Source organism: Arthrobacter sp. MAHUQ-56, from assembly GCF_019710585.1.
Classification (GTDB): domain Bacteria; phylum Actinomycetota; class Actinomycetes; order Actinomycetales; family Micrococcaceae; genus Arthrobacter.
Genome location: NZ_JAIFZQ010000016.1, coordinates 138,562 through 161,058, shown reverse-complemented (window position 1 = coordinate 161,058; position 22,497 = coordinate 138,562). Strand labels below are relative to the sequence as shown.

19 protein-coding genes are annotated in these 22,497 nt (G+C 67.5%); 5 read left to right on the top strand and 14 right to left on the bottom strand.

Annotation, left to right across the window (positions count from 1 at the left end; genetic code table 11):
* Nucleotides 1-120: 120 nt before the first annotated feature.
* Complete coding sequence (locus K4G53_RS08665) at nt 121-1,224, bottom strand: Ku protein (protein ID WP_221385304.1); 1,104 nt, start codon at nt 1,222-1,224, stop codon at nt 121-123.
* Between the two features lie 40 nt (nt 1,225-1,264).
* Here K4G53_RS08665 and K4G53_RS08660 point away from each other — a divergent pair, with 40 nt between their 5' ends.
* A complete protein-coding gene (locus K4G53_RS08660; RefSeq protein WP_221385303.1) occupies nt 1,265-3,745 on the top strand; it encodes an ATP-dependent DNA ligase in 2,481 nt (826 codons plus the stop codon).
* 122 nt (nt 3,746-3,867) lie between these two features.
* Here K4G53_RS08660 and K4G53_RS08655 read toward each other — a convergent pair whose 3' ends face one another.
* A complete protein-coding gene (locus tag K4G53_RS08655) occupies nt 3,868-4,125 on the bottom strand; it encodes a hypothetical protein (RefSeq protein WP_221385302.1) in 258 nt (85 codons plus the stop codon).
* Nucleotides 4,126-4,558: 433 nt separating this feature from the next.
* Between K4G53_RS08655 and K4G53_RS08650 the strand changes: the two genes are divergently transcribed.
* Both K4G53_RS08650 and K4G53_RS08645 read left to right on the top strand, forming a co-directional pair.
* Nucleotides 4,559-6,148 (top strand): MFS transporter, encoded by a 1,590-nt coding sequence (locus K4G53_RS08650; protein WP_221385301.1) that lies wholly within the window; start codon nt 4,559-4,561, stop codon nt 6,146-6,148.
* A gap of 215 nt (nt 6,149-6,363) precedes the next feature.
* On the top strand, nt 6,364-7,488 hold the full coding sequence (locus K4G53_RS08645) for an FUSC family protein (protein ID WP_221385300.1): 1,125 nt from the start codon (nt 6,364-6,366) through the stop codon (nt 7,486-7,488).
* Here the strand turns inward: K4G53_RS08645 and K4G53_RS08640 are convergent.
* Genes K4G53_RS08640 through K4G53_RS08620 form a run of 5 tightly spaced genes read right to left on the bottom strand, consistent with a single transcriptional unit; the run spans nt 7,456 to nt 13,592 of the window.
* Entirely contained in the window at nt 7,456-8,229 is a 774-nt protein-coding gene (locus K4G53_RS08640) for an SDR family oxidoreductase (protein WP_221385299.1), read from the bottom strand. The genes K4G53_RS08645 and K4G53_RS08640 overlap by 33 nt on opposite strands.
* A gap of 26 nt (nt 8,230-8,255) precedes the next feature.
* On the bottom strand, nt 8,256-10,133 hold the full coding sequence (locus K4G53_RS08635) for an IucA/IucC family siderophore biosynthesis protein (protein ID WP_308287861.1): 1,878 nt from the start codon (nt 10,131-10,133) through the stop codon (nt 8,256-8,258).
* Nucleotides 10,134-10,135: 2 nt separating this feature from the next.
* A complete protein-coding gene (locus K4G53_RS08630) occupies nt 10,136-10,699 on the bottom strand; it encodes a GNAT family N-acetyltransferase (RefSeq protein WP_221385298.1) in 564 nt (187 codons plus the stop codon).
* Nucleotides 10,696-12,036: a lysine N(6)-hydroxylase/L-ornithine N(5)-oxygenase family protein gene (locus tag K4G53_RS08625; RefSeq protein WP_221385297.1), complete on the bottom strand. Its 1,341-nt coding sequence runs from the start codon at nt 12,034-12,036 to the stop codon at nt 10,696-10,698. Before K4G53_RS08625 ends, K4G53_RS08630 begins: the two co-directional genes overlap by 4 nt.
* Nucleotides 12,033-13,592: an aspartate aminotransferase family protein gene (locus tag K4G53_RS08620; protein ID WP_221385596.1), complete on the bottom strand. Its 1,560-nt coding sequence runs from the start codon at nt 13,590-13,592 to the stop codon at nt 12,033-12,035. Before K4G53_RS08620 ends, K4G53_RS08625 begins: the two co-directional genes overlap by 4 nt.
* Before the next feature lie 433 nt (nt 13,593-14,025).
* Between K4G53_RS08620 and K4G53_RS08615 the strand changes: the two genes are divergently transcribed.
* The gene (locus K4G53_RS08615) at nt 14,026-14,355 is read left to right on the top strand and encodes a hypothetical protein (RefSeq protein ID WP_260323443.1); all 330 of its coding nucleotides are present in this window, start codon (nt 14,026-14,028) and stop codon (nt 14,353-14,355) included.
* A gap of 43 nt (nt 14,356-14,398) precedes the next feature.
* Here the strand turns inward: K4G53_RS08615 and K4G53_RS08610 are convergent, their stop codons facing one another.
* From K4G53_RS08610 to K4G53_RS08580, 7 genes are all read right to left on the bottom strand, one after another.
* The gene (locus tag K4G53_RS08610) at nt 14,399-14,728 is read right to left on the bottom strand and encodes a GNAT family N-acetyltransferase (protein ID WP_221385296.1); all 330 of its coding nucleotides are present in this window, start codon (nt 14,726-14,728) and stop codon (nt 14,399-14,401) included.
* A gap of 15 nt (nt 14,729-14,743) precedes the next feature.
* On the bottom strand, nt 14,744-16,081 hold the full coding sequence (locus K4G53_RS08605) for an acyltransferase (RefSeq protein WP_221385295.1): 1,338 nt from the start codon (nt 16,079-16,081) through the stop codon (nt 14,744-14,746).
* A gap of 85 nt (nt 16,082-16,166) precedes the next feature.
* Entirely contained in the window at nt 16,167-16,571 is a 405-nt protein-coding gene (locus K4G53_RS08600; protein WP_221385294.1) for a DUF1304 domain-containing protein, read from the bottom strand.
* Between the two features lie 46 nt (nt 16,572-16,617).
* A complete protein-coding gene (locus K4G53_RS08595) occupies nt 16,618-17,481 on the bottom strand; it encodes a class II fructose-bisphosphate aldolase (protein WP_221385293.1) in 864 nt (287 codons plus the stop codon).
* Entirely contained in the window at nt 17,481-18,947 is a 1,467-nt protein-coding gene (locus K4G53_RS08590) for a GntP family transporter (protein ID WP_260323442.1), read from the bottom strand. Before K4G53_RS08590 ends, K4G53_RS08595 begins: the two co-directional genes overlap by 1 nt.
* A gap of 172 nt (nt 18,948-19,119) precedes the next feature.
* Complete coding sequence (locus tag K4G53_RS08585; RefSeq protein WP_221385292.1) at nt 19,120-20,019, bottom strand: NAD(P)-dependent oxidoreductase; 900 nt, start codon at nt 20,017-20,019, stop codon at nt 19,120-19,122.
* Nucleotides 20,020-20,071: 52 nt separating this feature from the next.
* On the bottom strand, nt 20,072-21,556 hold the full coding sequence (locus tag K4G53_RS08580) for a four-carbon acid sugar kinase family protein (RefSeq protein WP_221385291.1): 1,485 nt from the start codon (nt 21,554-21,556) through the stop codon (nt 20,072-20,074).
* Between the two features lie 173 nt (nt 21,557-21,729).
* On the opposite strand from K4G53_RS08580, the gene K4G53_RS08575 reads away from it, so the two are divergent.
* Nucleotides 21,730-22,434: a FadR/GntR family transcriptional regulator gene (locus tag K4G53_RS08575; RefSeq protein ID WP_221385290.1), complete on the top strand. Its 705-nt coding sequence runs from the start codon at nt 21,730-21,732 to the stop codon at nt 22,432-22,434.
* The last annotated feature ends 63 nt before the right edge of the window (nt 22,435-22,497 follow it).

The window sequence follows — 22,497 nt, the reverse complement described above, 5'->3', positions numbered from 1 at the left end:
TAAAGGGAGTGGCGCTGTAACGCAGGCCCGCCGACAAGGGAGTGGCGCTGTCAAGGCAGGCCCGCTGTCAAGGGACGGCCCCCTGCAAAGGGGACGGCCACTGACAGCGGGACAGCAGGATCAGGCCGGCTTGCGCGCCCTGGTGGTCTTGGCTGCCGGCTTGGCTGCGGTCTTGGTTCCGGCGGTCTTGGTCGCTGCTGTTTTGGAAGCCGTCGACTTGGACGCGGCCGCTTTGGAGGCTGTGGACGTGGACTTCGCGGAAGACTTGCCGGCCGCAGTCTTTCCTTCGTCCGCGTTCGAAGCTGCAGTCTTCGAGGCAGCATTCTTCGAGGCAGCGGCCCTGGTCCCGGTCTTGCGGGCCGGTTTGGCGGGGGCTTCCTCGTCGTCGCCGGTGTCGGCTTCGTCCCCGGCTGCCCCGCTGGCGGCAGCTTCCCCGCCGCCGCGCTTCCGGTCCAGGCTGCGTTTCAGGGCCTCCATCAGGTCGATGACCTCGCCCTTGCCGCCCTGCCCGGCTTCCACCCCAAAGGTTTCCCCGGTGTCCAGCGATTCGCCCTGCTCCAGCTTGGCGTCGATGAGCTGGCGGAGCTGCACCTGGTAGTCGTCCGTGAAGGCGGCGGGGTCGAAGTCGGCCGCCATGGATTCCACGAGCGCGGCGGACATGTCGCGTTCCTGCGCGGAAATCCTGATCGAGGCGTCGAGGGAGGGGAAGCTGGCTTCGCGCACTTCGTCGGGCCACAGGAGCGACTGCAGCACCAGGACGTCGTCCTTGATCCGGAGGGCCCCCAGCCGGGTCTTCTCCCGCAGCGCAAACTGGACAATGGCCACGCGGTCCGTGTCCTCGAGCGCCCGGCGCAGCAGCACGTAAGCTTTGGGCGATTTGGAGTCCGGTTCCAGGTAGTAGCTCTTTTCGAACATCATGGGTTCGAGCTGCTCGGACGGGACGAACTGCACCACTTCGATCTCATGGCTGTTCTCGGCCGGGATAGCCTTGAGCTCATCCTTGGTGAGGACCACCGTCCGGCCGTCCTCCTCGAACGCCTTTTCGATGTCCGAGTAGTCGATCACCTCGCCGCAGACCTCGCACCGCCGCTGGTAGCGGATCCTTCCGCCGTCTGCGTTGTGAACCTGGTGCAGACTGATGTCATGATCCTCAGTGGCGCTGTAGACCTTCACGGGCACGTTGACCAGCCCAAACGCGATGGCACCTTTCCAGATGGCTCTCATTACTACAGTCAACAGCACACCGGGCCGGAGGTGAAGCCCCATGGCGGCCGCTAGGGAGCGCGTCAGGGTTGCGGGGCGTGAACTGACCCTGACCAACCTCGACAAAATCATCTACCCGGAGACCGGCACCACCAAGGCGGACGTGCTGGCCTACTACGCCGCGGTGGCCCATGTGCTGATTCCGGCGGCAGCGAACCGGCCGGCCACGCGGAAGCGGTGGGTCAACGGCGTGGGCACGGCGGACAAGCCCGGTGAGGTGTTCTTCCAGAAGGACCTCGAAGATTCCGCCCCCGGCTGGCTGCCGCGTGTAGGTATCACGCACAAGGACCGGACCATCTACTACCCCATGGTCAACGACGCCGCCACGCTGACCTGGTTCGGCCAGATCAACTCCCTGGAGGTCCACGTCCCCCAGTGGCGGGTGGACTCGCACGGCAACCAGCTGAACCCGGACCGGCTGGTGCTGGACCTGGACCCCGGCGAGGGGGCGGGCCTGGCCGAATGCCGCGAGGTTGCCCTCCTTGCCCGCGCGATCCTGCAGGACGTCGGACTGGACCCGGTCCCCGTCACCAGCGGCAGCAAGGGAATTCACCTCTACGCCGCCCTGGATGGAACCCAGACCTCGGACCAGGTCTCCGCCTTCGCGCGTGAGCTGGCACGGGCCCTTGAGGCCGACCACCCGGACCTCGCCGTCAGCGACATGAAAAAGACCCTGCGCACGGGCAAGGTGCTCGTTGACTGGAGCCAGAACAACGCTGCAAAAACCACGATTGTCCCGTACTCCCTGCGCGGCAGGCCCACGCCCATGGTCGCCGCGCCGCGCACCTGGCGCGAGATCGGCTCGGCCGGGCTCAGGCACCTGGACTACCAGGAGGTGCTGCGGCGGGTGCGGGACGGCAAGGACCCGTTTGCCGCCGTCGTCAACGCAGCGCCCGGTGCCACGCAGCATGGCCACGGGAAGGACGACGGCGATCCCCGCCTGGGCAAGTACCGCGCCATGCGCGATCCCGGGGCAACGCCCGAGCCCTTCGCCGGGATCCCCACCGGCGGCAACAGCTTTGTCATCCAGGAACACCACGCCTCCCGCCTGCACTGGGACCTGCGGTTGGAGCATGAGGGGGTCCTGGTGTCGTGGGCGCTGCCGAAGGGCGTCCCGGAATCCGGCGGCAAGAACCACCTGGCCGTCCAGACCGAGGACCATCCCATGGATTACCTCACCTTCCACGGAACGATTCCCAAGGGGCAGTACGGGGCGGGCGAGATGAGCATCTGGGACACCGGAACCTACGAATTGCACAAATGGATCAACGGCAAGGAAGTCATCGTCACCCTCACCGGCTCCGAGGGCGGCGGGCTGGGCGGGACCAGGAAGATTGCCCTGATCCACACCGGGCGCGGGCAGGGCAAGGACGCCGAAAGCCAATGGCTGATCCACCTGATGGACAAGGAGCAGCCAGGCGCACGACGACGGGCGGCACCGGCGGCGCAGGAGCCCGGGGACGGCGGCGAAGCGCCTGCACCCGACGCCGAGGACGAGATGCCGGCCGCTGCGGCGGCCGGGGACCCGCTGGAGTTCCGTCCCATGATGGCCACCTCCGGGACCACCGCCGACCTGCAGGGCAGCAGCTGGCAGTACGAACTCAAATGGGACGGGGTCCGGGCCGTCCTGGTGGGCGACGGGGAGAAAGTCCGGATTTTCAGCCGCAACGGCAACGACGTCACGCGCACCTATCCGGAGTTCACCGATCCGGAATGCTGGCCGCGGAAACCGTTCGTGGCGGACGGGGAGATCATCGCCCCCGGCCCCGGCGGCAGGCCCGACTTCGGGCTGCTCCAGGGCCGGATGAAGCTCACCCGCGCCGCCGACGTCGCGAAGGCCCGTGTGGCCATCCCGGTCCAGCTGATGCTCTTCGACCTGCTCTTCAGCGGCGGAAAGGACCTCCGGCGGCTGCCACTGGCCAGGCGGCGCCAGCAGCTGGAGGAGTTCTTCGCGCCCTCCGGCTGCCCCGTGGAACTCTCCCCCGTACTGGACGAGCCCGTCCGGCACCTCCTCGACAGCGCGCAGGAACTGGGGCTCGAGGGCGTGATGGCCAAGCGGACGGACAGCCGCTACGTCAGCGGCCAGCGGACGCGCACCTGGATCAAGCTCAAGACGGAGCAGACCCAGGAAGTGGTGGTGGGTGGCTGGCGTCCGGGAAAAGGCGGCCGCCAGGACACGGTGGGCTCGCTGCTGGTGGGCATCCCGGACGGCGACAAGCTGCAGTACGTGGGCCGGGTGGGCAGCGGATTCAGCACGCGCGAACTCACGGAACTGCGGCAGACCGTGGAGCGACTGGGCCGGAAGACCTCACCATTCCACGACGTCCCCCGACCGGACGCCGCGGATGCGCACTGGGTCGCACCGGAACTGGTGGGCGAGGTGACGTACGGCGAGTGGACCGGGCCCGGGCGGCTGCGGCACCCCCGATGGCGTGGCTGGCGGCTCGACAAGGACCCGTCGGAGGTGGTCCGCGAAGGGTGACTGCATGCCGTCGACGCGCAAAGTACCTGGCGCTTGCCACGTATCGGGGCGCCAGGTACTTTGCAGGTCGGCTGCCGTTTTAAGTGCCGCTGGTTTTTGCTGCCGCAGGCTCGGGGTGCTGCCTACGAGGAATGCGGCATCTGCGGCCGGCCAGTCCGGTGCACCGCCGTCACCGCGGCTTCGTGCCCCATCCGGCCGTGGCCTGCGGACTGTTCCTTCGGGTGCCGCCGCTTACCGCTGCCGTCCGGCCACGCGCTCTGCTGCGCGAGGGGTAGGGCGCCCGTGGACGCAGGACCAGGAACGGCGGACGCCTTCATTGCTGCCGCAAGGTGGTCAGCCACCTCCGGTTTGATGCGGGGATGCTTAGTGTCTTCACCCATTGTGTTCTTCCCTTCTTCCCTTCGTTCTTTGCTGAAACGAAACGCTGAATCAAGCGCCGGGCGGGCGCGGACTACTGCCCGAAAAGAAGTGTTTCCATCGCTCCACGATAGGCATCCGGTGCGCTCCTGTGAACCCCTTCGGATCTGGTGGCCTCCGTCACTTCGGGAAGCCGGACAGCCGGAAAACCGGTCCGCAAACGGGTGTTAAAGGAAAAATTTTGGTAACGAAGCCGTTGATCACCCTGCTTCCCAGTGATGGCGCGGGAAAAGCGGGAACAAAAATCCGTGGGATCACCCGCGGAACGGCCCCAAAAGGGCGCACTTTACGCCATCGAACTGCCAGTGCGCCAGAGGTATCGCGTAAAATTGAAGGCCTGCCCGGAGCGGGGCAGCTACAAGTCGCAAGCAAATGACCTCCACAGGAGTTGCCCAAATGCCCACAGACCGAAGCATGACCGACTCTTCAGCAGGCGCCAGGAACGCCAGCGGAACCAACCCTGCAGCCTCAGCGGCTGCCAAGAAGCCCCGGCTGCTGCCACGCCGCCGACTCAAGGAATCCGACGTCAACGTGGTTGACCAGCCGATGCTCAAGAAAGCCCTCGGCGGAACCATCGTCGGCAACACCATGGAATGGTACGACGTAGGCGTTTTCGGCTACCTGATCACCACCATGGGCCCGGTGTTCCTCCCCGAATCGGACCCCACCACGCAGACGCTGTTCCTGCTGGGTACCTTCGCCGCAACGTTCATCGCCCGCCCCCTCGGCGGCGTGATCTTCGGCTGGCTGGGCGACAAGATGGGCCGCCAGAAGATCCTGGCCGCCACCCTGATGATCATGGCTGCCAGCACGTTCGCCGTCGGCCTCCTGCCTGGCTATGCACAGATCGGGCTGTGGGCCGCCGCACTGCTGGTGTTCCTGAAGGTCGTACAGGGCTTCTCCACCGGCGGCGAATACGCCGGTGCCACCACGTTCGTCAGCGAGTACGCTGCCGACAAGCGCCGCGGCTTCTTCGCCAGCTACCTGGACATGGGCAGCTACCTTGGCTTCGCCATCGGCGCGGCACTCGTGTCCGTCCTGCAGCTCACCCTGGGCCAGGCCGCCATGGAGGACTGGGGCTGGCGCATTCCCTTCCTGGTCGCCGGGCCGCTGGGCCTGATCGCCATCTACTTCCGGAGCCGCATCGAGGAATCCCCGCAGTTCCAGGCAACCCTGGACGCCCAGGAGGACCTCGCGAAGAACGCCACCGCAACTGACGAAGCCGCAGCCAAGGGCCCGGTGGGAATCATCAAGGCCTACTGGCGCTCCATCATCGTCGCGATGATCCTGGTGGCCGCTGCCAACACCGCAGGCTACGCCCTGACCTCTTACATGCCCACGTACCTCACCGAATCCAAGGGCTACGACGAGGTCCACGGCACCCTGCTGACCATTCCCGTGCTGGTGGTCATGAGCCTCTGCATTCCGCTCACCGGCAAGCTGTCCGACCGCATCGGCCGCCGTCCCGTCCTCTGGATCGGCGCCCTGAGCACCGTCGTGCTGGCTGTGCCCGCCTTCCTGCTGATCGGCGTCGGCCAGATCTGGTCCACCCTGGCGGGCCTGGCACTGATCGCCTTCCCCGTGACCTTCTACGTCGCCAACCTTGCCTCCGCCCTGCCGGCACAGTTCCCCACCTCCAGCCGCTACGGGGCCATGGGCATCGCCTACAACTTCGCCGTGGCGATCTTCGGCGGAACCACGCCCTTCATCGTGGCGGCCCTGATCAGCGCCACCGGCAATGACATGATGCCTGCCTACTACCTGATGGGCACGTCCCTGGTGGGCGCAGTGGCCATCTACTTCCTCAAGGAGTCGGCCCGCCGTCCGCTCCCCGGCTCCATGCCCAGCGTGGACACCCCGGAGGAAGCGAAAGAGCTGGTCGAGACCCAGGACGAGAACCCGCTGATCAACCTGGACGAACTGCCGTTCGAGACCCAGGACGCCACGGATCCGCACGCGCAGCGCGGTGTTCCGGCGGGGGCGTAGCCCGGTCCGGGCACGCTTGTAGCCCACGCTCAGAAGGCCCGTCCCGCGTGCTTCCTTGGGGGAAGCACGCCGGGCGGGCCTTTGCGCGCACTGGATGTCTCTTTGTGTCCGCCACCCGGCAGGGAATATGACGCGGCCCGGCGGCCGGTGATACGTTCCCAAAGGCCCTTGGGGCCGTTGCAGGACAGAGGAACAGATACAGGACGGGTCGGTACATGAAGCGGGTGGCGGAGCAGGTGCGCGCACTCCACCGCCTGGAACCGGCCAATGCCGACCACCTTGCCGCCCTCCGGGTGGCCGCCAGCGTTGCCGTCCCGTCCATGCTCCTGATGGCGGCGGGCCGGACCGACCTCATCATCTATGCCGTGTTCGGCGCCCTCACTGGCATGTACGGCCGCTCCGAACCCCACCAGCTGCGCCTGCGCCACCAGGGCCAGGGTGCCCTGGTCCTGCTCAGCGGCGTGGCGGTCGGCACGGCCCTGTCCCTCTACCACCTCCATTCGTGGTGGCTGGTGGCCGTGGAGGCCACGCTGGCTGGAGTGGGTTCGGTCTACTCCGACCGGGTACGCCTGAAGCCGAACGGCCCCTTCTTTGGGATCCTGGCCTTGGGCTTCTGCGCTTCCGTCCCCTTGGCCGTGCCCTGGTACACGGCAATGCTGATCGCGGCCGGATCATCGGTGTTCTCGATCCTGGTCGGGTTCAGCGGCTGGATCCGCCGCAGGTCGTGGCAGCCGGGCGCGGTCCGCGCCGCGCCACGGCGTTCAGCGGCACGCCGCCGCGAGCTGCTGATCCACGCCGCGAGATACGTGCTGGCCGTGGGCGCTGCCGGGACGGTGGGAGTCCTCAGCGGCAGCGGCCACCCGCACTGGGCCATGGCAGCCGCCGCCGTCCCGCTGGCCGGCGCGGACCTGCCCAGCAGCGTCCGCCGCGGCGTCCACCGCATCGTGGGGACGTTCCTGGGACTGGTGGTCACCGCCGTCGTGATCCTTCCCGCCCCCTGGACCCTGGCGGGGCTGTACCTTTCACATCAAGGGCCCGCGCACCAGGCCGTGGTGCTGGCACTGCTGGTGATCCTCTTCCAATTCACCACGGAGCTGTTCATGACCAGGCACTACGGCCTCGCCATGGTCTCCTTCACGCCCGTTATCCTGCTGATCACCCAGCTGGCTGCCCCTGCCGACCCCCAGGTCCTCATCCTGGAGCGGGCGGTGGAAACCCTGGTGGGCGCACTCACGGGCATCCTGGTAGTGGTGGCCGTCCGCCGCGCAGGTTCACGGACCTGGGCAGGCCTGCTCGGGTCCCCGCGACTATCGGGGCTTCCGCGCCGGTCCCGCCATTAGCCTGGCCGGCGCCACCCTGGCCACCGCCGCCACCACCTTGTACCGCTTGGACGGGATGGACACGGCTTTACCGTTCGCGTTGTCCGCCAGGCCCTCACGGACCACCCGCTCCGCCCGCAGCCACGTCCAGGCGGGGGCGACCGACTTGTCCATCCCCATCCGGTCGTGGAATTCGGTATGCGTGAAACCGGGGCAGACGGCGGTGACCTTGATCCCGCGCCTGCGGTAGGCCATGTTGGCCCAGCGGCTGAAACTCACCAGCCACGCCTTCGCGGCCGAGTACGTGCCCCGGGGCAGGAACGCGGCCACGCTGGCCACGTTAATGATCCGCCCCTCCCCCCGTTCCAGCATGCCCTCCAGCGCCGCGTGCGTGAGCACCATGGCCGTCTCGGTATGCAGCTTCAGGTGGCTCCTTTCCTCCCCCACGTGGTTGTCCTCGAAGTTGTGCAGCAGGCCGATCCCCGCGTTGTTCACGAGCATCCCCACCGGGCGCCGGGTGTCCTTGAGGCGTTCGACGACGGCGGCCACGTCGTCGTCGTCCGTCAGGTCGGCGGGAAGCACCTCAGCCGTGATTCCGTAGCGCCGGCGCAGGTCCTCCGCTGTTTCTGCAAGCCGGGACGCATTGCGGGCCACCAGGACCAGGTCGTGGCCCTGGGCCGCGAGCTGCCTGGCGAATTCATGGCCGAGCCCTGCGCTGGCCCCGGTGACGAGTGCGGTTGTTCGGAAGCTGGATGGCGTCATGCTGCAAGCCTAGCCAGATGCGGCGCCTACCGGCCCAGGAACCGGGCCAGCGGATTGGCCAGGCGCCCGGCTTTCTGCAGCCCGCCGGAGGGATCGGCTAGGTCCAGCATGTGCTGGTTGTTCCGCAGCTGGAGCCGGTTCAGGCAGGACAGCTCGAAGTCCGGGGCGAAGAGGTCGTGACGTGCGAACTGGTCCGCGAGGTCGGGGTGCTGCCGCTGGTAGTCCCGGATCGCTTGGGCGGCGGTCCGCCAGAAGTCCTCCCCGGACAGCATTCCGTCTTCCTCAAGGAGCGCGGCCAGGAAGCGGAAGATGCAGTCGAAGACGTCCGTGAAGATCGCCAGCACCTGGTCCCCGTCCGGAACGTCAGCCTTGATCCGCGACACCTCGTCCGGCAGGTCCACCCGGTCCCCCATCACCACGATCTCCTCGGCGATGTCCTTCATGATGGCCCGCACGGGCACGCCGTCTTCGAGGACCAGGATGACGTTTTCACCGTGCGGCATGAACGCCAGTCCGTACCGGTACAGGCAGTGCACCAGCGGGATGAGGTAGGCCTCGAAGTACCGCCGGAGCCAGTCGGCAGGAGCGAGGCCTGACCGCCCGATCAGGGCGGAGGCCATGGGCTTGCCGGCTGCGTCAACGTGCAGGAGCGAGGCCATGGTGGCCAGTTGCTGGCCGTCCCGGAGCAACGGCAGCGGACTTTCCCGCCACAGGGCGGACAGCATCTTCCGGTAGGGGGAACCCTCGGCTGAGCCAGCCTCGTAACAGGGGTTGTGGTATCCGACGGCGGCCACCTCGCCGATCATGGTAAAGCCACGGCGCTGCAGCGCCTCGTCGGATGTGATCAGCGCCCGCAGCCAGTCGTTGATCGCCGGCGTCGCCTTCATGTACTGCGGCGAAAGTCCCCGCATGAAGCCCATGTTCAGCACTGACAGGGCCGTCTTCACGTAGTTCCTGCCCGGCGCGCTGGTGTTGAAGAAGGTCCGGATGGATTGCTGCGCCTGGTACTGGTCAACACCGGTGCCGAGGTAAACGATGCGCCGGCCGGCAATCTCCGCGGCGAAGGTTACCGTGAGCTTGTTCTCCCACTGCCAGGGGTGCACCGGCAGAAGGAAGTAGGCGGCCGGGTCCAGGTCCTGTCCCTGCAGCACGGCGTGGAAGGTACCCAGCAGCGGCCCGAGTTCGGCGGCCAGGTGCGTTGCGTAATCAAGCCCGGCGCTGGAGGTGAAGACGGCGTGGCCGCGGTGCACGGCAATCCACTCCAGCTGCACCGGGGCGCCGGTTTCGGGTGCGAACGCGTGGTAGTCGGTAATGCCGAAGCCCAGCCTTCCGTTGTTGGCGACAAAGCAGGGGTGGCCCTCGGTCATGCTCCGTTCGATGGCCTGGAAGTCGGCGGCCACGTCACCGCCGCGGGTCACTCCTGCCGCCAGTTCGGCGGCGGACGGGTGCCCGGCCGCTTGCTTGTAGGCGTGGCTGGCCAGGGTGCTGCTGATTTCCTCCAGGTATACCGGGAGCATCCCGATCCTGATGCCCAGGACCTCGTGGAATATGGTGATGAATTCGACGGCGTCCAGCGGCGCCTCGGTGCCGCGGTGGAAGTGCCGGATGGACGCGGCATCAATGGACCAGTGGTCCAGTTCCAGGACCCGGGCATCAAAGCGGTACTCGTGGGCGCCGTCGGGGCTGCCTATGCGGTAGGTGCCGGGCTCCGGCGTGGAGACCGGCTCCGGGCTGGAGACCGGCTCCGGGCGAAGGATCCGTTCGTGCGAGAACTCCGCGAGCGCCTTGCGGAGCAGGTGCCGGTTGGCCGCTTCCCAGCGGCCGGGGGTGAGGTGGGATACCGACGAGGGGGACGCGGCGGGAAGAGCCGGGGCCGGGCGGTCAAGTGGTTGGTGCAGATCGATGGTCACAGGAGTGCTCCATTGCTATTCGGAAACGGGACAGCCAGGGTCCGGGCGGCGAGATAGTCGTGGCGGCTGCAAAAACTCAGCAGTGCGTCCTTGCCTGGAAGCGCCACCACGCTGGCAGCGCGGAAGCCAAGGCGTTCGTTGAGGGCGTGGATCCGGCTGTTCCGGACGTCCGGTTCCACCACGATCCTGTCCACCCCGGGTTTGGCGAACAGCCGGGCCAGGACGGCATCCATGACGGCGGTGGTGAAGCCGGCTTCCGGGGCGCCCGACGGCGGGGCCACCAGCAGGTGCATCCCCATGTCGCCGGGCAGGACCGGGTACACCGCGGCCAGTGGCGAGGACGCTGGAAGGTACTCCTCCATCAGGAAGGCGGGCGCACCGCCGTCGAGCCCCAGCAGGGCACGGTGGTGCCCGCCCGCCGGGATTGCTGCGTATTCACGCGCAACGTCCTCCACGCTGGCTGACAGCATCCCCCAGAACGAGGCGTAGGGCTGCGTCACCCAGCTGTGCAGGAGCGGGGCATCTGCCATGGGGTGGACGTCGCGGAACGTGAACCTCATACCGTGGCCCCCGCCGGGACCGCGGCGGGCACGCCGAACTGCTGGAAGGCGATGCTCCGCTCCACGGGGTACACCTCGCGGCCGGTGATTTCGCGCAGAATGCAGGAGTTGCGGTAGGCGCCCATGCCGAGGTCCGGGGTGGCAAAACCGTGGGTGTGCAGTTCGGCGTTCTGGACGAAGATCTCGTTGGGTTCCACGCCGATGCTGTAGTTCCGGTCCACGGCGAACCGCCCGGCGCTGTCCCGGGCGATCCGGCCCTGGACGCCGGCGAGGAACGCAGGTTCCCGGTAGCCGTAGCCGGTGGCGAAAACCACGGCTTCGCTGTCCAGGCTGTAGGAGTGGCCTTGCTCGTGGTGGTGCAGGTGCAGTGTGTAGGTTCCGGCAGCCGCATCCCGTTCGGCACCCGTGAGCGTGGAAGAAGTCAGCAGCCGGGTGTCCACCATGCCGGTGAGGCTCCTGGTGTAGAGCAGGTCGTAGATCGCGTCGATGAGGTCGGAGTTGATGCCCTTGTACAGGTTCTTCTGCGTCGTGGTGAGGTGGTCGCGCTGCTCCGCCGGGAGGTTGTGGAAGTAGTCCACGTACTCCGGGGAGGTCATCTCCAGGGTCAGCTTGGTGTACTCGAGCGGGAAGAACCGGCCGGAGCGCGTCACCCAATCCAGCCGGTAGCCGTGGGCGTCGGCTTCCTGCAGGAGCTCGTAATAGATCTCCGCCGCGCTCTGGCCGCTGCCGATGATGGTGATGCTGCGCCGCTGCTGCAGTTCGGCCTTCCGGGCCAGGTAGTCGGCATTGTGGATGGCCAGTCCCCCAATTCCGGAGGCCGTGGCCGGCAGGATCCCCTCAGCGGCGGCCGGGACGTACGGGGAGGTGCCGGTGCCGAGCACCAGCCGCCTGGCAAAAAGTACCCCGGGACCGTCCGGGCCTGACACGGACAGCCGGTACACGCCGTCGTCGTACGCCGTTTCCAGCACGGTTGTGCCAAAACGGACGGAGTGCAGCTGCCCGGCCACCCACTGGCAGTACTGGTTGTACTCGGCCCGCAGCGGGTAGAAGTTCTCCCGGATGTAGAAGCGGTACAACCGGCCCGTCTGCTTGAGGAAGTTCAGGAATGAGAATGGCGAGGTGGGGTCGGCCATGGTCACCAGGTCCGCCATGAACGGTACCTGCAGATGGGCGGGCTCCAGCATCATTCCGGGATGCCAGTCGAAGGTTTCCCGCTGCTCGAGGAAGACCCCGCTGAGGCCTTCCACCGGCTCGGCGAGGGCGGCCAGGCCCAGGTTGAAGGGCCCGACGCCGATAGCGGCGAAGTCGTGCACCACGCCGTTGACGGAGGTGCTCATGCGGCTGCCCCGCCTTCGAGGAGGCCGGCGCCGGTGCGGCGCAGCAGGCCGATGATCCCGGAGATGTCTTGGAGGGTGGCCTCTGCATTGAGGAGGGTGAACTTCAAATAGTGCCGTCCGCCCACCGTGGTGCCGGCCACCACCGCTTGGCCGGAGGCGAAAACAGCGGAGCGGATGGCGGGGTTGAGCGTGTCGGCGGCCTCCTCGGCGAGCCGCTCGCCGTTCCCGAGGCGCGGGCGGTAGCGGAACACCAGGGTGCTGAGCTGCGGCGGCGCCGCGAGTTCGAAGTCATCGTCGGCTTCAAGGAGCGAACCGACGCGCCCGGCGAGGTCGATGGCTTCATCGAACAGCGCGCCGATGGCATCCGCCCCCATGATCCGCAGGGTGAGCCAGAGCTTCAGGGCATCAAAGCGGCGGGTGGTCTGGATACTCTTGTCCACCTGGTTGGGGATCTCGGCGAGCGCCGCACTCTCGGGGTTCAGGTAGTCCGCGTAATAGGTGACGTGCCGCAGCATGCTGCGGTCAGCGACCAGCAGGGCGCTGGAGCTGACGGGCTGGAAGAAGGTCTTGTGGAAGTCGACGGTGACCGAGTCCGCGAGGCCCGTCCCGTCCAGGAGGTGGCGGTATCGCCCGGAGGCCATCAGGCCGCCGCCGTATGCGGCGTCGATGTGGAACCAGGCACCGTGGGCGCGGGCAAGGGTGGCGAGCCCTGCGAGCGGGTCCACCGCGCCAAAGTCCGTAGTCCCGGCGGTGGCCACGACCGCCATGGGCACCAGCCCGGCGTCGCGCGCTTCCGCCATGGCCCGGGCCAGCGCGGCCGGGTCCATCCGATGGTCCGGCGTGCAGGGGACGCTGACGACGGCGTCGTAGCCCAGGCCCAGCATCGATGCCGACTTCCGGATGCTGAAGTGGCTGTCCGCGGAGGTGAAGATGCGCAACGTGTCCAGCAGGGCCGGGAGACGGAGGCTGCTGCGGGCGGGATCGCGGCGCAGGCCTGCCACCGCGTGGTTGCGGGCGATCAGCAGCGCCTGCAGGTTGGACTGGCTGCCGCCGGAGGTGAAAATACCGTCGGCGTTGCTGCCCAGGTGCAGCCGCTGTGCGGTCCAGTCGATGAGGCGCCGCTCGATCATGGTGGCGCCGGCGCTCTGGTCCCAGGTATCGAGGGAGGAGTTGACTGCGGAGAGGACCGCCTCACCCACGAGGGCGGGGATCACCACGGGGCAGTTGAGGTGGGCGGCGTATTTGGCGTCATGGAAATAGACGGCGTCGCGCAGGTAGACGTCGTCGAGTTCCTGCAGTGCCGCGGCCGTATCCGGCAGCGGCATGTCCAGGTCAACAGCGCCCACGCGCGCCGCCAGGACGGCAGGTTCGACGCCGGTGAACGGGCGGGTGGTCCGCTCCACTTTGGTGGCGACGGCATTGACACCCTGCAGGACCTGGGCCACGTACCGGGCGGAGTTCCTGGCGTTGAAGAGGTGGTTGGTTGCCCCGAGCGCCAGCTCGAGCCGCGAACCAAAGTCCTGCTCCTGCCTGCCGCCTGCGTCCGGCGGGTTCATCGGGAAGGACCCATGCGGGGAAAGCGGGTCGTCAACGGGTGGGGCGTCGAGTCGGGGCAGCAGCGGCACAGGGTTTCCTTCTGTTGACGTTCGTAAGGCAAGGCAAGCCTTACTTAGGTAACCCTTTTAGTCAAACTTTTGTGATGTATTTCTTTACGTGCAATGATCGAACGGCCATCAGTCTGAGCTGGGGAAACGCCGACCAAGCCAATGGGGGCGGGACGCGGCCAAGCCCGGCATGGCCCGTCCGAGCGGCAGCCCGGAGGGGTGGTGGCAGCCCAGGGCAGCACCCCAAGGGGGTGCGCTGCATCACATTCGATTTGCGAAGTGATTAGTAAGCATGCTTTGCTTATGGGGCAAATGAACCTCCGCAAGCAGTTCGCGGCGGGGCTGCCGACGAGGGTGGCTCCGTGAAAGAAGCCCAAGGATGACCATGATTACCACCGCAACCGAACATCAGCTGACCGCGCCTGGGGAGCGCACCGATGCGGCTGAGCGCCTTTTGACCGCCACCGTACCCGTGGACGCAGGGCTTCTGGTCACCATGAACTCGCGGATGCATTGCCGCATGCCAATGGAGCGCGTGGACTACGGGGAACTGCCGGTCCGCCAGCCTGTCTACGTCGACGGCACCTCGGTGGTGGCACTGCATGCCGGATCAGCGCCCGAAAGCGTGGTCACCTACCGCTGCGCGTGCGGCTTCACGCTCGATGACCCCGGCACCGGGTTGTCCCTGCCCGAACCGGCAGCCCTGGCCAGCTGACGAGGCACGCCGGCTGCGGACAATCCGGTTGGCGCCGGCCCGGCTAGCGCTCCGGCCAGTCGACGAACTGTTCGTAGCCCTCGTGCTTGCGCAGGTAGCTGGACATGAACGGGCAGTGCGGGATGATGCGTTTACCGGTGGCCACGACGTCGTCCAGGGCGAAGTGCGCCAGCACCCTGGCCAGGCCGCGGCCCTCGAAGTCCTTGCCGGTTTCGGTGTGCGTGAAGTCGATATGCCCCGGAAGGTCACGGAAGAAGGCCTGGACGGCGAGCTTGCCGTCCACCAGCAGCTCATAGCGGTGATGCGCGTCGTTGCGCCGCAGGGAAACGTTGGCGGTGAACTCATCCTCTGTGGACATGGTGTTCTCGGTCATGGTCTGACACTGGCACTACTTCACTCCGCTGGCAATGCCCCCGCCGCCGCGCCCCCGTCCTGCCACAGGCTTCGGTATGCGGCGCCGCCGGCGGACCGGCAAGCCACCGAGGAGCAGGATCGCCACGGTGAAGCACAGCGCGCCGGCGGCCAGCAGTCCCAGCGAAAGTCCGCTGAGTGCGGCGTCCGCCACCGGAAGGAAGACCACGACGACGGCGGCCCCCGCCGAGGCGGGCCGGCAGCGGTAGGTCTGCGGCGCCGTCGGGCGTTCCTCCAGGCGCCCGAACGCAACCGCTACCGGCAGCAGCAGGAGGACCAGCGCCAGGACCACTACAGGCCGTGACCACCACCACTCAGGCGTTCCGGCGGCTGGCTTGTAAACCGGGGTGAGCAGCAGCAGTCCGGACATCCCCACCAGCAGCGGAAGATGCCAGAGATAGACGGTCAGCGAGCGGCCGCCCACCAGTCCCAGCAGCCGGCGCACCCAGCCGACCGCCGCCAGCGGGCCCAGCGCCGGCCGCGCCAGCTCCATGGCCGCCAACTGGGCCACGCCCAGCAGGAACAGGGTGAGATTGGGCGGGTTGAGGTTCACCAGCATGTTTCCCGTGTACAGCCCGAGGCCGGTAACAAGGCCCAGCACGAGATTCGCGGCAACAGCCATGCCTGCCAGGCCGGAACGGGAAAGCCTGGCAAAGTGGCCGTCGGCGGCCAGGAACCCAAGCTGCTGCACGGCGCACCAGACGAAAACCAGGTTGGCATAGGAAAGGGCCGGCAGCGCGCCGCGCAGGCAGTCCACAGCCACCACCAGAGCGGTAAGCAGGCCGAGGGCCAGCCATGGCGCCCGGGCGTGGAGGGCGGCCAGGACCGGAATGTTCAGCTGCGCCGCGAGGTAGGCCGCCAGGAACCACAGGGGCATCGCGGCGCCGGCGGCCATCAGCTGGACTGCCTGGCGGTCCACGCCCAGCACTGCGGCCGCCCCCAAACCCACGACCATCACGGCGAGCAACGCGGTGGCGGGCAGGAGCAGGCGCAGCAGCCTGGCACGGATGAACTGCGCCGCAGTGCCCCCGCTTCCCTTGAGCCGCCGCCAGGACTGCAGGCCGGTCATGCCTCCTGTGACGAAAAACAGGGGCATCACCATGAAGATCCAAATGACGGGAACAAACCAGTCCTGCACGGCGAGCGTGTTCTCCGTGGTCACCGTGCCGTCCGGGTGCAGTACCGGGCTGACCATCATGGAGTGTCCCACCACCACCAGCGCCAGGCAGGCGAAGCGGACAAGGTCGATGGCCGGATCACGGCCGTTTGCCGGGTCCGGCCCCCTCGGTGTCCCCCGCTTGCTGGCGCCGCCCACGGTGGGACCTACTGAGACCTGCTGCTGCCCACAGCACTATTGTGCCCCCACCACCGGCGCTGTCTACGGTCTTTCGCCCCGACCGTCAGGACAGCACAGCGGCCAGCCCCAGCACGACGGCGAGCAATGGCAGGGTGCCCTGGGTTGCAGCGGCGCGGAGGTACTTCCGTCCGGTGACAGCCAGGACGGCGGCGGCCAGGAGCATGGATCCGCAGCTGCTGAAGACCAGGGTCCAGCCGGCCACCGCCTGCCCTGATCCCTGCCCGCCAAAGGCCACCAGGCCGATCCCGGTAAACGCCCCGATGGCGAGGAACAAGTTGTAGAAGCCCTGGTTGTAGGCCATGGGAGCGGTGGTGTCCGCGTCCGCCTGCGAGGCCACGCCGAAGCGCTTCCACGTGGCAGGCCTGGTCCAGGTCACGGACTCCATGCTGAAGATGTACACGTGGAGTGCGGCGGCCAGGAAGGCAAAAAGAAGGGAGGCCAGGATCATTGCTCGATCCTAGCCTCCCTGCCTGGCGGCTTCGCGGGCCTTGCAGCTACCGTGCCAGCGTGGCCAGCGTGGTGGTGGCGAAGTCCCGCGCGCTGTTGTTCCACTGGCCCAACAGGCCCTGGAGGTTCTCGCCGTCCGCGCGGTGGGCGGCGAGCTGGTCCTGCAGTGTAGCGAGCACGCCGGTCCGCAGTTCGGTGTTGAAGTTGACCTTGCCCACGTTCATGGCGGCGGCCTTGACCAGTTCTTCGGCGGGGATTCCCGAGGCGCCGTGCAGCACCAATGGGATGTGGGTCCGCACCGCGATGTCCTGCAGCACGTCCCAGCGGAGCCGCGGCTCGCCCTTGTACTTGCCGTGGACATTGCCGACGGCGACGGCCAGCAGCTCCGCTCCGGTGCGGGAGACGAAGTCCTCCACCTGCGCGGAATCGGTCAAGCCGGCCACGTCCGCCCCGGACTGGTCCGCCGGCTGATCGGCGGAGAAGGCGCGGTCCTCGTCGCCGGCCAGGCCGCCGAGTTCAGCTTCGAGCACGACGTCGGGGCCCAGCAGGGCGCGTGCGGCCCGGACCAGTGCGATGTTGTCCTCGTAGGTAAGGGACGATCCGTCGGCGAGGACGGAATCCGCCCCTGCCGCGACGGCGTCGGCCATCACTTTCAGGTCGCTTGCGTGGTCAAGCTGCACCGCGACCGGAACCGCAGCGGCGTCGGCCAGGCCGCGGAGGGCCGCAATGAGGCGCAGGCCATTCGCCGTGGCGGCGGTCCTGGGTGCCACGAGCAGAATGGCGCCCCGCCCGGACTCTTCTGCGGCTGCCACCACGGCCAGCGCGGTGGTGAAGTCGTAGCAGGTGAAGGCCGGAACGGCGGAACCCTGCTGGAGTGCGGACGTCACCAGGTGGTCGAGTCGGGTTCGCATCAGACGCCCAGGCCTCCCACCAGGATCCAGACCAGGAAGGTCAGGACGAAACCGGCCAGGCCCAGGATGGTGGTGAGGACGGTCCAGGTCTTCAGGCCGTCCGAGACCGTGAGGCCGTAGTAGCGGACCACCACCCAGAAGCCGGCATCCGTGACATGCGAGAGGCCCAGGGCACCGAAGCCGATGGCGATCACGATCACTGCGATCTGCGCCGGGCTGTAGCCGCCGCCGCTGACCGCTGCGGACAGCAGTCCGGTGGTGGTCACGATGGCAACGGTGGCCGAACCCTGTGCGGCGCGCAGGGCCAGCGAAATGATGAAGCCGAGCAGAAGCAGTGGGACGCCGAGGGTGTCCAGGGTCTTGGAGAGCGCGGAGCCGATGCCGGAGACCTGGAGGACATTGCCGAACACGCCGCCGGCCGCGACCACCATCAGGATGGAGGCGATGGGCGGCAGCGAGCCCTCGAAGATTTCACCGGTTTCCTTGAACGACCAGCCGCGGCGGACGGCCAGCAGGAAGAAGGACAGCGCCACGGCCACAAGGAGCGCGAGGAACGGGTTGCCGATAAAGGCTGCCAGCCCATACAGCGGGTGGGACTTGGGGAGGATGAGGGTGCCAACGGTACCCAGGAGGATCTGGACGATCGGAGCGGCAATCAGGAAGATGATCAGTCCCGGGCGAGGGGGTGCCACGGCGGCGGCACCGGGGCCGTCGTGGCCCACTTTGACCAGGGATTTGGACCCGAACTCCTCAACCTGAACCTTCACTGCCGGCAGCAGTTCGTAGTCCTTGCGGTTCATGATGGACGCCACCCAGTAGGACAGGAAGCCCAGCGGCACGCAGATCAGCAGCGAGATCAGGGCGATCAGCCCGATATCCGCGCCCAGCACGCCGGCGCCGGCCACGATTCCGGGGTGCGGCGGGACCGCCACGTGGATGGCGAGCATGATGCCGGCCATGGGCAGGCCGAACTTGACCGGGTGCACCTTGGCGATCTTGGCGAAGGCATAGACGATAGGCACCAGCACGATGATGCCCACCTCGAAGAAGACGGGGATAGCCACGAGGAAGCCGACGGCGGTCAGCGCCACAGCCACGCGGCGTGCACCGAGCTTGCGGGTGAAGTGGTCCGCGAGGGACTGGACGCCGCCGGAGACCTCGATCATCCGGCCCAGCACGGCACCGAGCGCGATCAGGATGGCCACCTTGCCCATGGTGCTGCCCACCCCGCTGGACACCACGGTGAAGATGTCCTGCAGCGGGATGGTGGCAGCCATGGCCACCAGGATGCTGACGGTGAGCAGGGCCACGAAGGCCTGGATCTTGAAGCGGATGATCATCACCAGCAGGATGGCGATGCCAACGGCTGCGATGGTGAGCAGCAGCGGGGTGCCCAGCTCAACGGCGGGCTTGATGGCCGGGGCATCGGCCGCCCGCACTATCAGCGGGTTAATCAGGTGGTTCATAAGGGGAGGTGTCTCCTTTGACGTGCCGGCCTGGGGGAAGGCGGGCAGCAGGTCTTACGGCGGGGATAAACGTTGCGGGACGGCGCCGGCAACGCTGGGAGGTACGGCGACGGCGAAGGGGGGACCGCCGTCGTCGTACCTTGTACGGGGAAAGGCTTCTTGGTGCGCCGGGTTACTTGGTCCGCTTGGCGGGGGCAACCACCTTGATGACCGCCGAGTCATCGGCGGCGGCGAGGCCCTGGGCCTGGCCCAGCAGGTAGAGCTGCTCGGCGGCGGCGGCAACGGGGGCTGCCAGGCCGGCGGCGCGGGTTGCCTTGCCCACGATGCCCATGTCCTTGACGAAGATGTCCAGGCGGGACAGGACCTCGGCGCCGTCCTCGTTGTACGCCTCGAGGATGCGCGGGCCGCGGTTGGACAGCATGAAGGAGCCGGCGGCCCCCGCTTCCAGGGCAGCCAGGGTCTTGGCCTGGTCCAGTCCGAGCGCGTCGGCCAGGGCAAGGGCCTCCGCGGCGGCGGCAATGTGGACGCCGCACAGGAGCTGGTTGACAGTCTTCAGCGCCTGGCCGTCGCCGGGGTTGTCGCCCACCACGGTGAGGGTGGAGGCGAGCAGGTCCAGGGCCGGCGCTGCCTTTTCGCGGGCTTCGGGGGAAGCGCCGACGACGATCAGCAGGTCGCCTTCGCCGGCGCGCTTGGGGCCGCCGGACAGCGGGGCGTCCACCAGGTCCACGCCGTATTCGGCCAGCTTGGCGACCGTAGCGGGGATGGCGTCGGTGCCCACGGTGCTGCCGAGGATGACGACGGCGCCCGGCTCAAGCACCGAGGCCACGCCGTTTTCGCCGAAGAGGACGTCGTTGAGCTGTTCACCGTTGCGGACGGCCAGGAGCACGGCGTCGGCGCCCTTTGCAGCCTCACGGGCTGTTGTGAAGGTGGTGATGCCGGCTTCTTCGGCGAGCTTGAGACGGGGCTCGGCGATGTCGAAGCCGTGGACGGTCAGCTGCGAAGCCAGGCGGGTGGCCATGGGCAGGCCCATGGCGCCAAGGCCCAGGACGGTGACGGTGTAATTGCTGGTCATGGTGTTTCTCCGTTGAATTCTTGCGGGAAATTGGGGTTTGTTCGACGCGCCGTCAGAATGCGGTGCTGAGTTTGCGGGTGACCTGGGCGAGGGAGTCGTCGTCGCCCACGTTGCCGGCGAAGACGATGTACGGGATGCCCTTGGCGGGGCCGTCCACCGGTTCCCAGAGGCTGACGATGCCCGGGAGCATGGGGCCGCGGACAATGGCGTGGCGGATTTCCAGGCCGTGGGCTGCCACGTCGGAGGAGGTGATGCCGCCCTTGGCGATGACGAACCGGGGCGGGAAGGTCTTCAGGGTCCGGTTCACCACGTCGACGACGGCGGCCGAGACGGTGCGCGCGATCCGCAGGCTTTCGGCAGGGTCGTCCGTCTTGATGAGGAGGCGGCTGGTGTGCACGATGACGTCGCCGGCGCGGAGGGCTTCGACCACGGCGTCCACCGTTTGGTCCAGGTGCGCCTTGGCTTCCGTTTCATCGGCGAGGAGCTTCTCGACGTCGATCTCGATGATGCGCGCGGAGCTGTGTTCGGCGGTGAGGACGTTGAGCTGGCGGGTGGTGAGTCCCACGTGCGAGCCCACCACGATCAGGCCGCCTGCTTCCGACGGGGTGTTGCCCGCGTAGGCCTCTTCGGCTGTCAGCGCGGTGCGGACGTCCTGGCCGATGCGGCCGCGGACAAACGGCGGGCCGACACGGTAGAGGAGCTTCTTGCCGCGGCGTTCGGCCTCTTCAAGACCCAGGGCGAGGGCACGGAAGTCGTTCTCGGTGACGATGTCGGCCACGATCGGGGTGGAGTCGGTGGCTGGTTCCAGGGCGTCGGCGATGGCCTTCGCGGAGATGGCAGGATCCTGGGCGGAGGCGCCGGCACGGATGATGTCCAAATCCAGGACAATCACGGACTCTGCGGGGAACCGGCCCTGCGACTTTTCGGCAACGTACTCTGCCATGACGGACGTGCTGAAGCCAAAGGTGGCATCTTTGGCGAACTCGGTTTCGGAGACGGGAACCAGGGTGCCCTTGGCGTCACCGGTGCCGCGCATGTAGTGGACACCGCCGATGGTGACGCGGCCGGCGTCCGGGAAGGCCGGAACGATGACGACGCCGTCGGTTGTTCCGCCGCCGGCCTCGGCAACCGTGGCTGCGATGACGTCCGGTTCCAGGGGGTAGTGGCCGCGGAGGGTGGAATCGCTGCGGCTGACGAAGCCGAGGCGAAGCTTGTCGGGCGAACCTGCCGCGGCAAGCGCGTTGCGGACGACTTCTTCATTGCGTGCCGCTGCCTCTGCCGGATCAAGGCTGCGGGTGTTGGTGAGGACGTACACGGCGGGCTTGCCCTGGCCAAAAGCCCACGCGAAGTCTTCCACTTCCCAGCGGGTGAGCACGGGCAAATCCGCCACTGACTGCGTGCCGGTGGGGTCGTCGTCGAGCACTACCAGGACGCGGGGAACCTCCGCGTTGGAAGCGGCCAGCGTGGCGGCAACCAGCGCTGCCGGGATATCCAGTTCTGCCGGGTAGGCGGCCAGCAGGTCGGCTTCATGCGTCACAGTGCACTCCGTTGTGTTGCGATCCGGGGATCGGGATCCTGATGTAAAGGTAACTGTAAGATGTCTGACATCTTGCATTTGAATGTTAGTGTGGCACACGGCATAAGGACGCGCAAGTAGACTTGTCTGACATATCCGCCGGGCGTGGGCCGGGAGCAGGAAGCGGGGGAAATATGGCAAGGAAATCGCTGGTCGGCATCGTGGCCGACGAGTTGCTGGACCGCATCATCGAAGGCGAGTTTCCGCCCGGGGCCACCGTGCCCGGAGAGCACGAGCTCAGTGCGCGCCATGAAGTCAGCCGCATGACGGTCCGCGAAGCGATGAAGACACTGCAGGCCCAGCACATCCTGAGTGTGGAGCGGGGCCGGGGCACATTCGTCAACCCGCTCAGCCGCTGGACCTCCCTCGAGGCAGTGCTTCGCGCCGCCTCGGAAGGCAAGAACGACGCCGATGCCTCCATCCAGCTCATCGAACTCCGGCGAATGCTGGAGACCGGGGCCTGCGAACTGGCCGCCGGGCGGATCTCGGAAGAGGACATCGACACCCTCTTCGCCCACGTCTCGGCAATGAAGGCCGCCCACAGCATCAACGACGTCGCCGCCTTCGTGGAAGCGGACCTCGCTTTCCACGACGTGATCCTCCGCGCCTCGGGCAACGTCTTCGTGTCCGTGCTGTTCGAGCCGCTGCACCGGGTGCTGGAGAAGCGGCGGACAGAAACATCGGCCGTTCCCACCATCCAGGAACACGCCATCGGCCATCACCAGAGCATCGCCGAAGCCCTGCAGTCGCGGGACGCGGTCAGGTCGCGGGAAACCATGGACGCGCACATGCAGCAGACCCTGGACGACCTGAAGAACCTGGTGCTGGAGGCCCGGTAGTCCCCCACCCGGGACTTGCTGCCGCTCCTGGCCCCAAGGGTCTGGCCAACGCTCCCGGAGTCC

Bases quoted from the DNA above. Each gene is read 5' to 3' on its own strand.
- K4G53_RS08665 (WP_221385304.1), bottom strand. From the start codon at position 1,224: ATGAGAGCCATCTGGAAAGGTGCCATCGCGTTTGGGCTGGTCAACGTG.
- K4G53_RS08660 (WP_221385303.1), top strand. From the start codon at position 1,265: ATGGCGGCCGCTAGGGAGCGCGTCAGGGTTGCGGGGCGTGAACTGACC.
- K4G53_RS08655 (WP_221385302.1), bottom strand. From the start codon at position 4,125: ATGGGTGAAGACACTAAGCATCCCCGCATCAAACCGGAGGTGGCTGAC.
- K4G53_RS08650 (WP_221385301.1), top strand. From the start codon at position 4,559: ATGCCCACAGACCGAAGCATGACCGACTCTTCAGCAGGCGCCAGGAAC.
- K4G53_RS08645 (WP_221385300.1), top strand. From the start codon at position 6,364: ATGAAGCGGGTGGCGGAGCAGGTGCGCGCACTCCACCGCCTGGAACCG.
- K4G53_RS08640 (WP_221385299.1), bottom strand. From the start codon at position 8,229: ATGACGCCATCCAGCTTCCGAACAACCGCACTCGTCACCGGGGCCAGC.
- K4G53_RS08630 (WP_221385298.1), bottom strand. From the start codon at position 10,699: ATGAGGTTCACGTTCCGCGACGTCCACCCCATGGCAGATGCCCCGCTC.
- K4G53_RS08625 (WP_221385297.1), bottom strand. From the start codon at position 12,036: ATGAGCACCTCCGTCAACGGCGTGGTGCACGACTTCGCCGCTATCGGC.
- K4G53_RS08620 (WP_221385596.1), bottom strand. From the start codon at position 13,592: ATGAACCCGCCGGACGCAGGCGGCAGGCAGGAGCAGGACTTTGGTTCG.
- K4G53_RS08615 (WP_260323443.1), top strand. From the start codon at position 14,026: ATGATTACCACCGCAACCGAACATCAGCTGACCGCGCCTGGGGAGCGC.
- K4G53_RS08610 (WP_221385296.1), bottom strand. From the start codon at position 14,728: ATGACCGAGAACACCATGTCCACAGAGGATGAGTTCACCGCCAACGTT.
- K4G53_RS08600 (WP_221385294.1), bottom strand. From the start codon at position 16,571: ATGATCCTGGCCTCCCTTCTTTTTGCCTTCCTGGCCGCCGCACTCCAC.
- K4G53_RS08595 (WP_221385293.1), bottom strand. From the start codon at position 17,481: ATGCGAACCCGACTCGACCACCTGGTGACGTCCGCACTCCAGCAGGGT.
- K4G53_RS08590 (WP_260323442.1), bottom strand. From the start codon at position 18,947: ATGAACCACCTGATTAACCCGCTGATAGTGCGGGCGGCCGATGCCCCG.
- K4G53_RS08585 (WP_221385292.1), bottom strand. From the start codon at position 20,019: ATGACCAGCAATTACACCGTCACCGTCCTGGGCCTTGGCGCCATGGGC.
- K4G53_RS08575 (WP_221385290.1), top strand. From the start codon at position 21,730: ATGGCAAGGAAATCGCTGGTCGGCATCGTGGCCGACGAGTTGCTGGAC.